This window comes from Flavobacterium procerum, assembly GCF_042431625.1.
In the GTDB taxonomy this organism is placed as follows: Bacteria; Bacteroidota; Bacteroidia; order Flavobacteriales; family Flavobacteriaceae; genus Flavobacterium; species Flavobacterium procerum.
The window spans coordinates 32,220-50,073 of sequence record NZ_JBHLYW010000029.1 but is presented as its reverse complement, the minus strand read 5'-3'; the positions used below and the strand labels follow the sequence as shown (position 1 = coordinate 50,073).

Sequence of the window (17,854 nt, the reverse complement as noted above, 5' to 3'; positions counted from 1 at the left end):
ATGACACAAAGATTCACAAAGATTTATTGTAGAGACGTATTGCGTCTTCTAAACGAAAAGGAAATCTGCCAAAACCTACCCAACTAAATGCTATACAATACAAACGCCACCAAAAAACCAGTTTTAATTATTGGCATAATACTTTCAATTCTTCTGCCATTCTTGGCAATGGCTTTTTCGATACTAATCAAAAAGCTTGGTATTGACAATGAAACTCAATTCTACATTTCGAGATTTGCACTTTGGATTTCGCTATTGTTACTATTTTTATATTCCATAAAAATTGAGAGACAACCTTTTTTAATTTGGGCAGAAACTAAATATTCTATTTCAGCTTACCTAAAAGCAGTATTCATTACTTTCTTAAAATTATTTATAGCTGTTTATATCACTTCTCTTCTTATCGTTTTATTGAAAATAACAGGAGAAAGCGCTGCGTTAAATAAAGCTTTGGTGCTTTTTAAAAAAAGTTACTTTTTGCTTTTCTTTACTTGCGTAACCGCAGGAATTACAGAAGAGTTAATTTTTAGAGGTTATTTGTTGCCAAGACTAGAATCTGTTTTGAAAAGCAAAAATATGGCGATTGTACTTTCTAGTATTTTGTTTGGGTTTCTTCATATTGGTTACGGAACGCTTTTAAATATTATTGGCCCAACAGTTATCGGACTTGTATTTGCAGTTCAGTACCAAAAATATAGAAACATCAAAATCCTTATTATTTGCCATTTTTTATGGGATTTATTACTGTTGACTGCAAAAACATAAAAACCAGATTCCAAATAAGCACTACAAAAGATTTTGCAAAACTTTTTTAAATTATTTTTATACTTCCTCCCAACCTTTTTATCTTTTTAGTTCTCTTTATAAATAAAGACCAAAATTGTGATAAACGAAACTATAATTTCTAACTGCAAAAAGATGAACCGTGAGGCGCAGCGTCAGGTTTATGAGCATATGGCTCCGAAATTGTATCGCGTTTGCAAACGATACCTAAAAAAAGAAGAAGAAATTGAAGAAGCGCTAGCCGACGCCTTTTTTACCATTTTTACAAAACTGGACCAACTAAAAGAAGATAAAGCTTTTGAAGCATGGGCCAGAAAAATTACGGTAAATCACTGTTTGGCTTCTATTCGAAAAAATACCAATTTTAATATGTATCTCGACGATGTAAAAGTGCTTTCACAGCCTTTTACAGACGAAATCAATACTTTAGAAGAGGAGGATTTACTCAATTTATTAAACCACATTCCCGACGGCTGTAAAACTGTTTTCAATCTTTTTGTGATAGAAGGTTTTGGACATAAAGAAATAGCCGAAATGCTGAAAATCTCGGAAGGCACCTCAAAGTCACAATTGAACGCTGCCAAAACCAAACTGAAAGAATTGGTGAACAAATTGTATTATCAAAAAGCAAAGTAGTCATGGACAATCAAGATAAATTATTCGAAAAAATAAAAGAGGCTTCAAAAAATGCCGAATTTAAAGACTTTGAGGCAATGGAAAAAGTCTGGTCGCGTGTTGAGGAAAAACTAGACAAAAAAGAAGATAAAAAAGCGATTTCGCTATGGAAGAAAATTGCCATTGCCGCCTCCTTTCTTCTTTTGATTTCTATCGGATTTCAATTTTTAAACTCTGATAAAAACACAAATTCTGAAACAGAAAAAGTAGTTTTCGACCAAAAAGAAAAAAATAAGAAACCTGCTTTTGAGCAAACAAAAGAAACACAGCCTTCTAACACCGGAATTGTTTCTAATCAAGAAGCCGATAAAATTATTAAGCAAGGAACATTAAGCAATGGTGGCTTTGCAGTTGAAGAAAATGCTCCAGCTGCAGATATGGTTCTCTCTCCTCCTGACCCTATTATAGTGGCAGACAGCATCATTACGCATTCTAATGCAAAAGGTTATTTTGAAGACGAAAACGATAAAAACAGCTCGTCTAAAGACAATGCCGCTCAAGATTATCGCTCTGCAAAAGTTGCTTATGCTGAAAAATCTTCAGCGAAAGCTACAAAAAGTAGTCCGCTAGTTATTTTAAATGGAACCGCAATGGCGCACAGCAATGAAGCAAAAAGAGACAAAATGATGCAACAAGAAATTCCGAATCTGAACCCAGAAAATGTCGAATCCCTTGTAATTCTTGATGAGCCTCTATACATAATCGACGGGATATATTATTCTGAAAATGATTTGTTTGGTGATAATCCTACCAGTCCATATGCACCTTTGAATCAGCAGGAAATTAAAACAATCACTATTTTGCAAGACCTTGAAGCTACCGAGAAATATGGCGAAAAAGGTAAAAAAGGAGTTGTAATCATTACTACAAAAACAGGGAAACCAACTCTGAAAAAATAATACTCTGCTTTGTCAAAGTTTGCAGCTTTGACAAAGCAAAATCCGAATATTAATTCTTAAAAATTATTATCATGAAAAGTCTAAAACTTATTTCATCAGCTATTGCTATGCTTATATGTTTCGTAACCATGGCACAAGAAAGAACAATTACTGGAACTGTTACAGATGAATCTAATTCACCGCTTCCTGATGTTCAGATAGCAATTAAAGGCACCAAAACAGGCACCCAAACTGATTTTGACGGAAAGTATAAAATTAAGACTCAAAAAGGAGATGCTCTTGTTTTTTCCTATGTTGGAATGAAGAGTGAAACAGTTATTGTACAAAATTCAAACGTTATTGATATTGTATTAAAAGGCTATTCTAATCAACTTAGTGAAGTCGTTGTTACAGGTTATCATACTACTAAAAAACAAATGATAACCGGTTCGGTAGCAATGGTTCGAAGTACGGCTTCTGGTGTACAAGTTCAAAATAGTGTTGGCTATCTTGCTAGTCTAGATTATAGTTTTAAAATGCCAAGAGAATCTTCTTCTCTATCTCAAAAAAATGAACCTATGTATATCATTGATGGCGTTCCTGCAAAAGCGAATCAAATGGCAAAAATTAATCCGAATGATATTGATAATGTTTCGGTTTTAAAAGATCAGTCGGCAACTTCGATTTATGGAAGCAAAGCCTCAAATGGAGTTGTTGTTATTTCTACTAAAAGCAACCTTTATAAAAATCTTTCAGAAAAGGAATTAGATCAAAAATTAAATATTCTACCAATTCCAGCTGAACCAACTCAGGAAGATTATGATACTTTTGTAGAAAATGCTTTTGAAAGTCCAAAAACAGCACCACTTTCTACTTTTTCTATCGATGTTGATAATGCTTCATATACAAATATCAGACGCTTTTTAAATAATGGCCAGCAAGTTCCAAAAGATGCCGTTCGTGTAGAAGAAATGGTTAATTTTTTCAAATACACTTATCCGCAGCCTAAAAATGAACATCCATTTTCAATTAATACAGAAGTGAGCGATTCTCCTTGGAATTCAAACAATAAAATACTAAAAATTGGTTTACAAGGAAAAAACATTCCTACTGATGATTTACCAGCTTCAAATCTTGTTTTTCTGATTGATGTTTCGGGTTCAATGAGTGATTTAAACAAACTGCCATTACTGAAACAGTCTTTTAAAATATTGGTAAACGAATTACGTCCAAAAGACAAAGTGGCAATTGTAGTTTATGCTGGCGCAGCAGGAATGGTTTTACCTCCAACTTCTGGAAAAGAAAAGAAAACAATCATTGACGCTTTAGACAAATTAGAATCTGGAGGAAGCACGGCAGGAGGTGCAGGAATTGAACTGGCTTACAAAACAGCAACGGAAAATTTCATTAAAGGTGGCAACAATCGTGTAATTCTAGCAACTGACGGAGATTTTAACGTAGGAAGTTCTTCCAACTCAGATATGGAAAAATTAATTGAAGAAAAAAGAAAAACGGGTGTTTTCCTAACTTGTTTAGGTTATGGAATGGGGAATTACAAAGACAGCAAAATGGAAATCCTTGCTGATAAAGGAAACGGAAACTACGCTTATATCGATAATATTCAGGAAGCCAATCGTTTTTTAGGAAAAGAATTTAAAGGGTCAATGTTTGCTATCGCGAAAGATGTAAAAATTCAGATTGAGTTTAATCCGAAACAAGTCCAGGCGTATCGTTTGATTGGTTACGAAAATAGAAAACTTCGCCCGGAAGATTTCAAAAATGATGCTATTGATGCTGGAGAATTAGGAAGTAATCATACTGTAACGGCTTTGTATGAAATTATTCCAGCTGGCGTAAAAAGTGATTATTTAACAGCACAGACAGATGATTTAAAATACACGAAAACAGAAACCAATTCAAACAATTACAATAATGAATTGGCAACCATAAAATTCCGTTATAAAAAACCTGATGGCGAGAAAAGCATCGAAATGGTTCAGGTAATTGAAAACAAATCAATTGCTTTGAATAAGGCGAGTGATGACATGAAATTTAGTACTGCCGTAGCGTGGTTCGGATTGAAATTAAGAGATTCAAAATTAATTGCTGACAAATCTTCTGAAGGAATTGTAAAACTGGCTAAACAAGGAAATTCAAATGATGATGAAGGTTACAAAGCCGAGTTTATTCGTTTAGTTAAAACTACTAAGCAGTATAATTAATCCAAATTTTATTACATTTGAAAACCATTTTTTTAAAACAATGAAACATCTACTTTTAGCGTTATTAGCATTCGCAGCCATAAATTCTTTTTCTCAAACGAAAAATTCTATTGACAAACCTTTTATTGAAGTTTCAGGTCAAGCCGATACATTAGTAGTGCCGAATAAAATTTGGATTAATGTATTATTGAATGAAAAAGATTCAAAAGGGAAAAAATCAGTTGAAGATTTGGAAAAAGAAATGATTTCGAAATTAACAGAAATCGGAATTGACACAAAAAAAGATCTTAGTTTTAGTGATATGTCCAGTAATTATAAATACTATCTTTTAAAACAAAATGACATTTTCAAATCTAGATCATATTCTATTTTAGTAAAAGATGCAGTGTCTGCCTCAAAAGTTTTTATTGGATTAGAAAAAATTGGAATTTCAAATGTTCGAATTGAAAAAATCGAACATACTGAAGAGAAAAAAATAAGACTTTTAATAAATGGCAAAGCAATATTGAATGCGAAACAAACTGCCGAAAGTTTCACAAAGCCCTTGAATCAAAAAGTTGGCAGTTCTATTCAGATCAGCAATTTTGAAGATATTTCACAACAACTATATGGCAGAGCTGCTGGTATTGTTGTAAATACTGGTTATGGTATAAAAAGATATGAAAGCGAAAGTACGCCCAGTGAACCTGCTATAGAATTTGAAAAAATTAAAATATCCAGTTCAGTACAAGTCCGATTTCTTATAGAATAATTTTAATAAATTCATATAAATTAATTACACGCAAAATTCATGAATCCCATTTTAAGCCAAAATCTATTTTTAGTAAAAGAACACATCGGAATGTTTAAAGCGGCAAATAACTACGACATTTACGATCCACAGACCAATCAAATTATCATGAATTGTCGTGAAAACAATTTGGGATTTTTTACCAAAATGTTCCGTTTCACAGAATATAAAAGAGCTACTCCATTTAATGTTGAAATTACAACTGCTTCGGGCGAAAAATTAATTTCTGTAAGAAGAGGCGTTGCCATATTTCGTTCAACAGTTGAAGTTTTGGACGAAAAAGATCGTTTGGTTGGAACTTTCAAACAAAAATTCTTTTCTATCGGAGGAAAATTCGAAATCTTGGATAAAAATGAAAGACCTGTTGCTACTTTACAAGGAAAGTGGACAGGTTGGGAATTTAAATTCTCCCATGAGAACAAACAATTAGCACAGGTAAGTAAAAAATGGGCGGGATTAGGAAAAGAGTTTTTTACGAGTGCCGACAATTATGTATTGCAAATCGAAGAAAATGTACCTGCTGATAGTCCGTTGAGACAATTAATTTTAGGAGCTGTCATGTGTATTGACATGGTTCTGAAAGAATAACGAAAAGTTGTTAAACTTAGATTAAGAAAATATTTGAAAGCATCATTTTTGTCTGTAAAAGCTTATTTTTGCACAACTCAAAATGATGCTTTCTGCATTTCTAAAAACTACAATCATGACAAACTTAAAAAATAAAAACGCACTGATTACAGGTGCTGGTAAAGGAATTGGTAAAGCTGTGGCAATTGCATTGGCAAAAGAAGGCGTAAACTTAATCTTGGTTTCAAGAACCCAAACTGATATTGAGCAACTGGCTGACGAAGCATCGAATCTTGGCGTAAAAGCACTTGCTCTTGCGGCGGATGTTTCTGATATTAATTCTATAAACAAAGCAGTCGAAAAAGCTTTAGCCGAATTTAAAAGCATTGACATTCTAATCAACAGTGCCGGAATTGCTTCTTTTGGAAAATTCCTTGAATTGGAACCAGAAGCTTGGGAAAGAATTATTCAGGTGAACTTAATGGGAACGTATTATACAACACGCGCTGTTATCCCAAACATGATTGAAAGACAAACTGGAGATATTATCAATATTTCGTCTACTGCTGGATTAAACGGAAATGCGCTTACAAGTGCGTACAGCGCTTCAAAATTTGCTGTTTTAGGATTAACAGATTCTTTGATGCAAGAAATGAGAAAACACAATATTCGTGTTTCAGCCTTGACTCCTAGCACGGTTGCAACTGACATGGCAAAAGACCTAAACCTGACAGACGGAAACCCAGACAAAGTAATGCAGGCTGAAGATATGGCAGAATTAATTGTTTCTCAGCTAAAACTGAACCGAAGAGTGTTCGTTAAAAATAGCAGTATTTGGTCTACTAATCCTTAAAAAATTAAATTCCAATTTTTTTAAATTCCAAATTCCAATTTATTGGACAGTTGGAATTTGGAATTTGGAATTTTGGTATTGAATTTTAATACATATTATGATGGAACAATATTTAAGACAATTAATTGAAATAGAATTTCAGGACAAAAAACAAACTTATACAGGATTTCTAATTGATTATTCTGATGACTGGATTTTACTTCGAAACAATCCTGTAGATTATATTTTGGATGGTTTTGTTATTCTAAGAAATAAAAATATTGAAGCAATCCACCGAGACGAAGGGCACATTTTTACCGAAAAAGTTATTCGTTTAAAAGGCATAAACATAAACTCCGAAGATATTATCCCAATTCAGGATTTGAGCTCAATTCTACAATTTCTCGATCGCAAGTACGATATTTTTCAGCTTGCTAAAAAATCTTCCAAAGCAGTTTATTTAGGAAGATTGATTTCGCTAAGTGAAGATGAACTTCTCATAGATTTCCTTGAAACTAGAGGTAATTTTGGAGGAGAATTAGGTTTTAATCCTGAAAAAATTAGAGTAATTGAGTTTGATACTGACTATATTAATTCTTTGAAACTGGTTATTCCTGAAAATGAAAAATAAAAACATGCTCAAACCTGTTATTTTATCAGCATTGTTGCTTTTGGTTTCCTGCTCCAAAAAAAGTAAAACCGAAGATAATCCAGAGATTTTAAAAAAGGATTCCGCTATTATAGAAACCCAAATTTCGCTTACGCAACCAAAACAAACAAGCAATCTTTTGGTTGGCGAAAGAATTGAAGGTGATTTTGATGGTAATGGTAAAAATGAATTTGCTTTTGTTACAAAAACAAAAGAAGGGACAGGAAACCCAATAGAAGATGGAACTCCTGACGAATATACGATTTCTTTTAGTGATGCATCGTTAAAATCAATCATTATTGGTTGCTGCGAAGTTCAGCTGATTAATGAAGGGGATTTAAACCAAGATGGAAAAGATGAATTTTCAGTTTTTCAGGCGCCAATGAATGGATGCACTTATTCTCTGACAACTTACTCTTTACAAAACTCAGATTGGAAACAAGTTATAGAGCCTTTTTTAATTCCAACAGGTTGTGATGGTTTTTCATTTGAAGACTTGCAAAACAGAATTTTTATAGAAAATAATATTGTTTATAAATTAGAAACCGATATTAACGATGAAAGTTTAAAATTAGTCAAGAAAAAAATTAATTTAAAATAATCCTATAATCAAGAAACAAAAGGACAATTGAGAAATAGTGACAAAAAAAGCCCTTGCTTAAAAGGGCTTTCTTATGCTATTAACTCTGTCCAAATTTTAAACTGTAACAAAGTCTCTTAAATATCTTTTTTAAACTTCTGCAAGCTTATTCAAAAACTCCATACGAACACTTCCGTCTTCGTCGATTTTAGTCAAATTGATTTCCTGCAAAGTATTCACCAATTCTGGATTCCATGGTGTTTTTACCTTTACATAGTTTTCTGTAAATCCGTGAATGTAACCTTCTTTGTTTTCTGCTTCAAACAAAACCGTTCTGTTGGTTCCCAATTGACTTTCGTAGAAAGCACGGCGTTTTTTAACTGATAAACCACGAAGCATTTTACTGCGTTTTGCTCTTACATTTGAAGGAACAACTCCTTCCATGCCAACAGCTTCCGTATTGTCTCTTTCTGAATAAGTAAAAACATGCAGGTAAGAAATATCCAAATCATTTAAAAAATGATACGTTTCTAAAAAGTGCTCATCTGTTTCTCCGGGAAAACCGACAATAACATCAACACCAATACAAGCATGAGGCATTACTTCTCTAATTTTGCTTACACGATCGGTATAAACTTCACGAAGATAACGGCGTTTCATTAATTTCAAAATATCGTTGCTTCCCGACTGTAGCGGAATATGAAAATGCGGTACAAAAGTGCGGCTTTTAGAAACAAACTCTATTGTTTCGTTTTTCAGCAAATTCGGTTCGATTGACGAAATTCTTAAACGCTCGATTCCTTCAACTTTATCAAGAGCCTGAACCAAATCCAAGAAAGTATGTTCGTGTTTTTTGTTTCCGAACTCCCCTTTTCCGTAATCACCGATATTAACACCAGTAAGAACAATTTCGCGAATATTCTGCGCAGAGATTTCTTTGGCATTTTTCAGCACATTCTCAAGAGCATCACTTCGCGAAATTCCACGTGCAAGCGGAATGGTACAGTAAGTACATTTGTAATCGCAACCGTCTTGTACTTTTAAGAAAGCACGCGTACGATCACCGATAGAATAACTGCCGACATAAAAGTCAGCTTCGGCAATCTCGCATGAGTGTACTTCACCCATATCGTTTTTGCTCAAATCATTTATATAATCTGTGATTTTAAATTTTTCTGTAGCTCCCAAAACCAAATCTACACCATCAACAGAGGCCAATTCTTCGGGTTTAAGCTGCGCATAACAGCCAACAGCGGCAACAAAAGCTTTATCATTCAGCTTCATTGCTTTTTTTACAACTTGTTTAAACTGTTTATCGGCATTTTCTGTTACAGAGCAGGTGTTTATCACATAGATATCTGCAACATCTTCAAAATCGACGCGGTCAAAACCTTCGTCGTTAAAGCTTCGGGCGATTGTAGATGTTTCTGAAAAATTCAGCTTACAGCCCAGCGTATAAAAGGCAACTTTTTTTCTATTTTCCATAATTCTCTTAAATTGATGAAATCGTTGTCAAAAAATTTAAGGCTGCAAATTTACAAACAATATTCATCAAAAGAAAGTCAATAATTGACTTCTGATCAATAATTTGATCAATAAAGATTTTAAGGAATCAAAAAAAGAGTGTATTTTTAGGAACAAATTCAGAACTAAATTATTTTCTTAAAAGGATTTCAAGAATTCGATAAGAATAAAATGACAAAATAATCGATTAACAGCAAATTTAATCGATTAAATACATTTTTATTCGATTTAAATTCAAAAAATCTTACATTTACTTTTAAATAATTTTTAGATACAGATAAATCCGAAGATTAAAATTTCAGTAAGTTGATTAATTAAATGATAATTCCGACATAACAATTTTGAATTTTAATCGTTATGTTGTTGTTTTGTGTTACAAAATGAAATGGGAAAGCCGAAAACCAAAGAGAGTAGGCAACAATTATAATACAATACCACTTTATGAAAGCATTTTTACCCACGATCTGCTTGATGTTCTTAACCTATTTTAGTGCGCAAGCGCAAACTAATGTTCCAGCTACAAACCCATTTCCCTCTATCAGTACATTAACTACTTGGGCAAGTTTAAACTCACAGCAGCAATTTGACGTTGCAATTCGTGCTGTTAGATTTAAATTTGAAGTAAAAGAACCAGGTGCAGAATCTACTGCATACACCTACATTCGTAAAGTAACTGTTAATGAAGTAAATTATACGGATAGAATTGTGTACAGAATTATGAACAACAATTCGGCAAGTATCATTTCATTAGTAACAGCTTCTACAGACCTTGTAAGCTTGTACACTCCTCAGTTGGCAACTTTCAAAAACAACAATTGTAAAACTGAAATGTCTAAAGACAAAAATACAACTTGTAGCTGTTACGAAAGCGCAGCTTTTGCTATCGATCTTTGCGACGAACGCGTAAAATTAACAATGGGTGACGGAAATAAATATTTTGTTTCTGTAGCTAAAAAATAATATCATTTACTCTGACTTGTTTCCAAATCTTTACTGACTTATTAAGTATGTAAAGATTTGGAAAACATTTCTTAGTCATTTTCTGGTCTTTTGAGTTCGTACCAGACTTCTAATTCTTCATCATATTCGAAAGAATTTACAAAGCGAAATCCAAGTTTCTCAAGAATTTTTCTTGATTTCTCATTTCCTGCATCTGCGTATGCATATAAAGTTTTTGCTTTTAATTCATTAAAAGCATGCTCTACAAACGCCTTTCCTGCTTCTAAAGCATATCCTTTTCCCCAATGTTTTTCGATAAAACGATATCCTAATTCGTAAAACTCTTTATGGTTATTGATTTCGTAGGTAATATATTTTATTCCCGACCAGCCAATAAACTCGTTTGTTTCTTTTAGAACAACAGCCCATCGGCCAGTTCCAAAATCAACATATTGCTTTTGAATATTCTCAATCATATCAACACTTTCTTGAATATTCTTTACAGGATTGTTTCCAAGAAAAAGATGCACATTCGGATTCGAATCCAATTCGAACATGCCATCTGCATCAGAAAACTCTAATTCTCGTAAAAGCAAACGTTCTGTTTCAATTGGATTTCTCATCTTTCTTTAGTTTAAAATATATTTTTGAACAACTTCTGCAACGCCATCATCATTATTTGAAGATACGATTAAATCTGCTTTATCACGCAATTCAGGTGTCACATTATCTACCCAAACGCCTAAACCCGCATACTCAATCATTGTTAAATCATTTCCTGCATTTCCAACAGCAATAATTTCACTTTGATGAATCCCTAATTTATCTGCCAAAAATTTCAAGCTTGCAGCTTTATCAATTCCTTGCTGAGCCGCTTCTAAGAAAAATGGTTTTGACATTGAAATACTCAAATGAGGCATTGCTGCTAACAAATCACTTTCAACTGTTTTAAGATATTCTGGTTTTTCCAGCAAAATACATTTTACTGCTGGCCTGTCTACATAACTTTTAAAGTCTGAAACTTTATGATGCACCATTCCAGTGATTTCTTTTTCAACTTCTATATATTCAGAATCGGTCTGACTGATAATTTCATCATCTAAATAGGTTATAATATCCGTTTTCATTTTAACACTGTAGTCGTATAACGCATGAATTTGCTCAACTGTAAGCTTTTGTTCAAACAAAACCAAATCGTCTTTTGCACGGCTGATAACAGCTCCGTTAAACGAAATAATATAAGAGTCGTTTTTGTCTAATTCCAATTCTTTTGCATAAGCCGTCATTGCCGAAGTCGGACGACCTGAAGCTAAAACAACGTAAACGCCTTTTTCTTGAGCTTCTAATAATACTTTTTTATTTAAATCAGAAATTTTGTGGTCATCTGTCAACAAGGTATCATCCATGTCGAGCACAATCATTTTGTATTGCATATTTTTTTAGTTCACAGTAATCAGTATCTAGCATTTAGGCGCAGTTTGCATACAGCATGAAACTTGTGACTAAATGCTTAAAACTATTTAAAGACTCATTCTAAACTCTTCAATAACAGCATTTGCTTTTGCAAAATCAGTTTCCTGAATAAAAACTTCAACAGCCAAATCTGTTCCACCAAAACCTCCTAAACGAGCCGATTGAATATTGTCTTTCTTAACCGTTTCTACACCAGCCTTCTCTAATCTTTCCTGTATAGCAATGGCTAATACTTCACTTCCCGAAAATACTTTCATTAATCCCATAATATTCTATTTTATTCTAATATTCTTTTTAATTGTTCTTGAAAATCTTCATTTTCATTTACGCCAATATGTTCTTGATTTTTCAGCGGATAGAAATAGGCGTTTTCATTAGATTTTAATAATTCCTTTAATCTTACCGAATTCTCAATTGGAATTAACTGATCCTTAGTTCCATGAAAAATATAAATTGGACTTTTTACTTTAGGAAGATTTAGGTTGGTCTCTAAACTAAACTTCTTCATAAAGTCAGGAAAAAATGGTACTCTAGAACTCGATAATTCTAGAAAATTATAATATGGAGCTTGAAGAATCAAAGTTTTCGGATCATTTTCTGAAGCCAATTTGGCCGCAAAACCGGAACCAATTGAATATCCCGCAATTATAATTTTATTCTCAGGATATTTCTCCATTACTTTTTTATATACAATCTCAATATCCTTACTTAGCTGTTCTTCATCTTCGATTTCGCCTTCACTTTTTCCAAAACTTCTGTAATCTAAAATGAAAATATCATATCCTAAATCGGTGTAGTTTTTCGCAATACTGCCCCAAGTTTCGAGTGTTCCTGCATTTCCATGAAGGTAAAAAACAAGCCCTTTTGATTTTTCAGCTTTAAACAACAATCCATTCAGAATGGTTCCGTCAAATGATGGAATATTCATTTCTTCAAATGGCTGCTGATAATCAAATTTATAATTTCTTGGCAGTTTTGAATTATGAAAAACCAAACCGACTTGATTAAAATAAACATAAGAAATAATTAAAAGATAAATAATCACGAAAAAGCACAAAAGCACTATAACTAAAAATTTAAACGTTTTTAAAATCTCCATATTCTACTTTTGTTTCTTTTCAAAGCCTTTGTTTTTTTTCTAGTCTAAACAAGAATACGATTATAATTTATTCCGTTTTTATTACTCCAGCATAAGTCGCTATCCAGACTGCACCATCTTTATCCTTTGTTATTCTAGTCGCATGAATACTTGGCAGATTAGAATTTTCATTAGTATAAACTTCCCATTTTTTTGTATTCAAATCGTATTTCAAAACACCAACTGCATTGATAGTCAACCACAAAGAATCATTGTCTTCATCTAAATAAAAATCATTCACAGTATTTTCGCTAAACATTTTGGAATCAGAATGACTAATTCTGGTCCATTTTCCAAAAACATCTAACTTATAAATTCCTGCGTCACTAGATTTCTCTTTTTCTAGATAAAACCATAAGTTCCCTTTTTTGTCTTCATACATTTTTGATATAAATGCCTTTGACAACGGAGAATTCTTTTCGTCTAACAATTTGGTGCTTCCATTCTCAATTACAACATTTCCTTCCAAAGTTCCGATCCAAATTTTATCCTTTCTATCAACATACACTCCAGAAATTTTATCGCTCGGAAGATTCGAATTTTGTTTGTCAATTTTTGTCCAACTTTTTCCATCAAATTTTGCAACTCCTTTCCACGAAGTAAACCAAACATTATTTGAGTGATCAACAAATAATTGTCTTGCCCAACTAATAGGAGAATTTATCGAATCATATTTCGTCCAGTTTTCATTATCATATTTATAAGCATCCCAGCCTATCAAAAACCATTTATTATTGTTTTTATCTACTTCCATATCCCTGACAGACTGCGTTTTGTTTTTGTCATAAGGAGTCGGAGAAATAATTGTGTTTTTTGAATTAAAATGATGCCATTTATTATTCTGAATTTTTACTATTCCATTATCTGTTCCGATCCAGATATTGTTATCCAAATCGTTAGCAACTGCCCTTGTCATGTCCCAAGGCAATTCAGAATTTTGTTGCGTAAAAACAATCCAGTTCTTTGAAAGTTCATTTTTATCACTTCCTTTTATTGCTGGCGTCCCAATAGATTTCATGTTTTTTTGATTTTTGAAATCAAATATTCTTCTTCTCATAGAAAAATCTTCTCCTTCAAATTCAAAAATAAAGCACACCGAACTATTTTGTGGCTTGTTTTTAGAAATAGCAGGTGTCCAGACAGATACATTATTAAATACTTTTGGAAGATTTAATTTTTTTGATGAAATATTCGTTTTATTTATCGAACTCAACAAACAGGATTTACCATTTTCATCAATTAAAAACTGTACTTCGATCGTACCTTTTAATTCGCTTAATTTTTTCTTGTCAAAATTTTCTTTTAATTCATCTAAAAGACTTTTGGGCGGATTTGCTTTAGTATCACCACAATCAACACAAAAATTTGACAAATGACAGCCATCATATTTCTCAGGATACAGATTTTGAGAATGCATTGCACCGCTAAAAAAAATGGCCAAAGCGACCAAAAGTATTTTTCTCATTGCTCTAAATATGGATTCGTTTTTTATTCCTCTTCCTCGATATCATTCTCCTCTTCGTCAAGCTCGTCCTCACCTTCTTCATCCATATCAAATAAATAAGGCTCTACTAGCATTTTGTCGGCAAGAATTTCAATGCGCTCTGTAAGACTTTCAGCAAAAATAATACGCTGTGTTTTGGCAATACTGTTTGAAATTCGCATAATTTTAGGCTCATGACGTAATTTCAGAATTGAGTCTGAATCATCCAAAATAAACATTTTTAAACGATTAACATTATAACCCGCTGTACTGAACATGTCATTCAGTTTCGTCGGTGTTCCGATTAAAACATCAATTCCAGTTGAAACATAATTTTTATCGTAATCCATATCTCCTTTGTCGTGTACGCCATACACTTCGAGATTGGTGTATTTTCCATATTTCTCAAAAAGAGCTTCCATTGCCAAAACTTTTTCTTTGTCTTCAACAACAATTAAAGCTCTTGGCGATTCTTCATTTTTTCCTGCCAATTGCTGAATAACATTCAATACAATAGTCGTTGTTTTCCCACTCCCACTAGGCGAAATAATTACGCAGTCGGCACCACTTTTTATAGTCGAAAAAGTTTCCAACTGTAAGGCATTTGCTTCTGTAAGCCCATTTTCAATTAAGCCGTCTTGTAATTTCTCGTTTATTTTTTTTAGTTTCATCCTCAATTTTAGATTTTTGATTTTAGAATTTAGATTCTAAATCATTATTTGCTTGCGAACAGTTTTACATCAGTTTCAGAAATTTCGCTTCCTCCCAAAATAATAAGTCTTTCGACCACATTTCGAAGTTCACGAATATTCCCTGTCCAGTCGTATTCCTGTAATAATTTTATGGCTGAAGTCGAAAAAGCCTTAACAGCATTTCCTTGCTCTGAAGCAATTTTCTCTGCAAAATGTGTTATTAAAGCCGGAATATCGTCACGTCTTTCGTTTAATGGCGGTACTTTTATCAAAATAACTGCCAACCTGTGATACAAATCTTCTCGGAAACGGCCTTCGGCAATTTCTGTTTTTAAATCTTTATTGGTAGCCGCTACTACGCGAACATCAACTTTTATATCTTTATCTGCACCAACTCTTGTAATCATGCTTTCTTGCAGCGCACGTAACACTTTGGCTTGAGCCGAAAGACTCATGTCTCCAATTTCGTCCAAGAAAATAGTTCCTTTATCTGCTGCTTCAAACTTACCAGCTCGATCTTTTACTGCCGATGTAAAAGCTCCTTTTACATGTCCGAATAATTCGCTTTCGATCAATTCACTTGGAATCGCAGCACAGTTTACTTCAATTAAAGGAAAATTTGCTCTTTCGCTTTTTTCATGTAGTTGATGTGCTACCAATTCTTTTCCAGTTCCGTTTGGTCCAGTAATTAAAACTCTCGCTTCTGTTTGAGCAACTTTATCAATCATCATTTTGATATGATTGATTGATTCGCTCTCGCCAATCATTTCGTAGTTTTTACTGACTTTTTTCTTTAGAATTTTATTTTCAACAACTAATTGTTTTTTATCTAAAGCATTTCGAACCGTATTTAACAATCGATTTAAATCTGGTGGTTTTGAGATATAATCGAAAGCCCCCAAACGCATGGTATGAATAGCCGTTTCCATATCTCCATGCCCAGAAATCATAACCATCGGAATTTCGGGCTTTATTTTTTTAACTTCTTCCAAAACCTCAACTCCGTCCATTTTTGGCATTTTGATATCGCACAAAACCAAATCGTAATCGTTGTTTTTTATTTTTTCAAGTCCGCTCACTCCATCTTCCGCTTCATCTACCTGATACGAATCATTTTCTTCAGATAAAATTTTTACCAAAACTCTTCTGATTGCTGCTTCGTCTTCTACAATTAGTATTTTACTCATTTCTTTTTAAAGATACTAAGATGCTAAGATGCTAAGGTTCTGAGTTTTTTTGCTAAAAATCTTAGCATCTCAGAAACTTAGAATCTTAGAATCTTAAGTTAATATTTTAGCCACTTATACAATTCCTTCCATGTTGGTTTTTTGCCGTACATTAAAATACCGACACGGTAAATTTTTGCGGCGAACCAAACGACAAGAAAAAAGGTTGCAAACAATAATGATACCGAAATTGTAATTTGCCACCACGGCACGCCAAACGGAATACGCATAAGCATAACAATCGGCGAGGTTAACGGAATCATCGAAAATACAACGGCCACAGTTCCGTGTGGATCATTGACAACCGTAAAAAATCCGATGTAGACACTTAAGATCAGTGGTGTTAAAATTGGCAACAAAAACTGTTGCGAATCAGTTTGATTGTCTACTGCCGCACCAATAGAAGCATAAAATGAACTATATAGGAAATAACCTCCGATAAAATAAACTATAAATCCAATTATAATACTTGCAATAGGAAGATTCCATACTTCTGCAATATACATTTGCATAGAACCAGATAACTGATGCTGTGCAGACTCCATCACTTCTGGAGAGATTCTGGCTGAAGGTCCAACATTTACTCCAAAAAATGCCGAAGCAGCAAACATAAGGCCTAAGCCTATAATTGCCCAAATCATAAATTGTAAAATCCCTGCCAAAGTCGTTCCGATAATTTTACCAATCATTAACTGAAATGGTTTTACAGACGAAATAATAATTTCGATAATACGGTTTGTTTTTTCTTCGATAACACTTCGCATTACCATATTTCCGTAAATAATAATAAACATCATGATGAGATAACCGAAAGCTCCACCAATGAAAATTTTTATTTCGTTAAGGCCTTTCAGACTTTCTTCTCCCGAAGCTTTTGCCAAATGAATATTTACTGTAGCCTTTGCTTTTTTAATCGCAACTGTATCTAATTTTGCTTTCTCAAAATTGATTTTGGTTATTTTAGAAGATATAATGTCTTGCGTATTTTCAATAAAAGAAATACTCGGACTATTATTTGAAATAAATTGGATTTTTGACTCTAATTCTTTCTCTGAATTTGTTATCGGAATAACAAGTAATCCAGCAAAATTTTCTTTTACAATACTGTCTTTCAAAGCATTTACGCTTACTTCAGATAAATTCAGATATTTATATTCGCCATGTTTTTTATTCTCTTTTAAAAAATCACTAGCAAACAAACCTGTTTCGTCATGTATTGCGATACGTTTGGTTTCTGCTTTCATCGAACTCAAGTATCCAATAAAAACGGCCACAGCAACAAACAGCAGCGGACTTAAAAAAGTCATTACAACAAAAGACTTGTTGCGGACTTTTGCAATAAATTCTCTTTTTATAATTAACGAGATGATGCTCATATAATAATTTTAGATTTTAGATTGTTG

The 17,854-nt window shown here is 33.1% G+C and carries 19 protein-coding genes; 10 read left to right on the top strand and 9 right to left on the bottom strand.

Going from position 1 to position 17,854, the window contains the following annotated elements; genetic code table 11:
* Positions 1 to 87: 87 nt before the first annotated feature.
* The 9 genes from ACFFLS_RS22890 to ACFFLS_RS22850 all read left to right on the top strand — a co-directional run bounded on the left by ACFFLS_RS22890 (position 88) and on the right by ACFFLS_RS22850 (position 7,997).
* Entirely contained in the window at positions 88 to 765 is a 678-nt protein-coding gene (locus ACFFLS_RS22890; protein ID WP_379683088.1) for a CPBP family intramembrane glutamic endopeptidase, read from the top strand.
* A 153-nt stretch (positions 766 to 918) separates the two neighbouring features.
* The gene (locus tag ACFFLS_RS22885; RefSeq protein ID WP_379683089.1) at positions 919 to 1,419 is read left to right on the top strand and encodes an RNA polymerase sigma factor; all 501 of its coding nucleotides are present in this window, start codon (positions 919 to 921) and stop codon (positions 1,417 to 1,419) included.
* A gap of 2 nt (positions 1,420 to 1,421) precedes the next feature.
* A complete protein-coding gene (locus ACFFLS_RS22880) occupies positions 1,422 to 2,357 on the top strand; it encodes a hypothetical protein (RefSeq protein WP_379683090.1) in 936 nt (311 codons plus the stop codon).
* Between the two features lie 71 nt (positions 2,358 to 2,428).
* Positions 2,429 to 4,558: a vWA domain-containing protein gene (locus ACFFLS_RS22875; protein WP_379683091.1), complete on the top strand. Its 2,130-nt coding sequence runs from the start codon at positions 2,429 to 2,431 to the stop codon at positions 4,556 to 4,558.
* 40 nt (positions 4,559 to 4,598) lie between these two features.
* Positions 4,599 to 5,309, top strand: a complete 711-nt coding sequence (locus ACFFLS_RS22870) for an SIMPL domain-containing protein (RefSeq protein ID WP_379683092.1) — start codon at positions 4,599 to 4,601, stop codon at positions 5,307 to 5,309.
* Between the two features lie 39 nt (positions 5,310 to 5,348).
* Positions 5,349 to 5,936, top strand: coding sequence for an LURP-one-related/scramblase family protein (locus ACFFLS_RS22865; protein ID WP_379683093.1), 588 nt, complete (start codon positions 5,349 to 5,351; stop codon positions 5,934 to 5,936).
* Positions 5,937 to 6,051: 115 nt separating this feature from the next.
* Positions 6,052 to 6,768, top strand: coding sequence for a 3-ketoacyl-ACP reductase (locus tag ACFFLS_RS22860; RefSeq protein ID WP_379683094.1), 717 nt, complete (start codon positions 6,052 to 6,054; stop codon positions 6,766 to 6,768).
* A gap of 97 nt (positions 6,769 to 6,865) precedes the next feature.
* Complete coding sequence (locus ACFFLS_RS22855; RefSeq protein WP_379683095.1) at positions 6,866 to 7,378, top strand: hypothetical protein; 513 nt, start codon at positions 6,866 to 6,868, stop codon at positions 7,376 to 7,378.
* Positions 7,368 to 7,997, top strand: coding sequence for a hypothetical protein (locus ACFFLS_RS22850; RefSeq protein WP_379683096.1), 630 nt, complete (start codon positions 7,368 to 7,370; stop codon positions 7,995 to 7,997). The genes ACFFLS_RS22855 and ACFFLS_RS22850 overlap by 11 nt, the downstream gene beginning before the upstream one ends.
* A 129-nt stretch (positions 7,998 to 8,126) precedes the next feature.
* Here ACFFLS_RS22850 and mtaB read toward each other — a convergent pair whose 3' ends face one another.
* A complete protein-coding gene (mtaB, locus tag ACFFLS_RS22845; RefSeq protein WP_379683097.1) occupies positions 8,127 to 9,461 on the bottom strand; it encodes a tRNA (N(6)-L-threonylcarbamoyladenosine(37)-C(2))-methylthiotransferase MtaB in 1,335 nt (444 codons plus the stop codon).
* A 480-nt stretch (positions 9,462 to 9,941) separates the two neighbouring features.
* On the opposite strand from mtaB, the gene ACFFLS_RS22840 reads away from it, so the two are divergent.
* Positions 9,942 to 10,460, top strand: a complete 519-nt coding sequence (locus ACFFLS_RS22840; RefSeq protein ID WP_379683098.1) for a hypothetical protein — start codon at positions 9,942 to 9,944, stop codon at positions 10,458 to 10,460.
* Positions 10,461 to 10,531: 71 nt separating this feature from the next.
* Here the strand turns inward: ACFFLS_RS22840 and ACFFLS_RS22835 are convergent, their stop codons facing one another.
* From ACFFLS_RS22835 to ACFFLS_RS22800, 8 genes are all read right to left on the bottom strand, one after another.
* Positions 10,532 to 11,062: a GNAT family N-acetyltransferase gene (locus ACFFLS_RS22835; RefSeq protein ID WP_379683099.1), complete on the bottom strand. Its 531-nt coding sequence runs from the start codon at positions 11,060 to 11,062 to the stop codon at positions 10,532 to 10,534.
* Positions 11,063 to 11,068: 6 nt separating this feature from the next.
* Positions 11,069 to 11,872 (bottom strand): Cof-type HAD-IIB family hydrolase, encoded by an 804-nt coding sequence (locus tag ACFFLS_RS22830; protein ID WP_379683100.1) that lies wholly within the window; start codon positions 11,870 to 11,872, stop codon positions 11,069 to 11,071.
* A gap of 87 nt (positions 11,873 to 11,959) precedes the next feature.
* A complete protein-coding gene (locus tag ACFFLS_RS22825; protein ID WP_379683101.1) occupies positions 11,960 to 12,178 on the bottom strand; it encodes a putative signal transducing protein in 219 nt (72 codons plus the stop codon).
* A gap of 11 nt (positions 12,179 to 12,189) precedes the next feature.
* The gene (locus ACFFLS_RS22820; RefSeq protein WP_379683102.1) at positions 12,190 to 13,011 is read right to left on the bottom strand and encodes an alpha/beta hydrolase; all 822 of its coding nucleotides are present in this window, start codon (positions 13,009 to 13,011) and stop codon (positions 12,190 to 12,192) included.
* A 67-nt stretch (positions 13,012 to 13,078) separates the two neighbouring features.
* Positions 13,079 to 14,515 (bottom strand): ligand-binding sensor domain-containing protein, encoded by a 1,437-nt coding sequence (locus ACFFLS_RS22815; RefSeq protein ID WP_379683103.1) that lies wholly within the window; start codon positions 14,513 to 14,515, stop codon positions 13,079 to 13,081.
* Positions 14,516 to 14,538: 23 nt separating this feature from the next.
* A complete protein-coding gene (locus ACFFLS_RS22810) occupies positions 14,539 to 15,204 on the bottom strand; it encodes a DEAD/DEAH box helicase (protein WP_379683104.1) in 666 nt (221 codons plus the stop codon).
* Positions 15,205 to 15,248: 44 nt separating this feature from the next.
* Positions 15,249 to 16,412, bottom strand: coding sequence for a sigma-54-dependent transcriptional regulator (locus ACFFLS_RS22805; protein ID WP_379683105.1), 1,164 nt, complete (start codon positions 16,410 to 16,412; stop codon positions 15,249 to 15,251).
* A 98-nt stretch (positions 16,413 to 16,510) separates the two neighbouring features.
* Positions 16,511 to 17,827, bottom strand: coding sequence for an ABC transporter permease (locus ACFFLS_RS22800; protein WP_379683106.1), 1,317 nt, complete (start codon positions 17,825 to 17,827; stop codon positions 16,511 to 16,513).
* Positions 17,828 to 17,854: the final 27 nt, after the last annotated feature.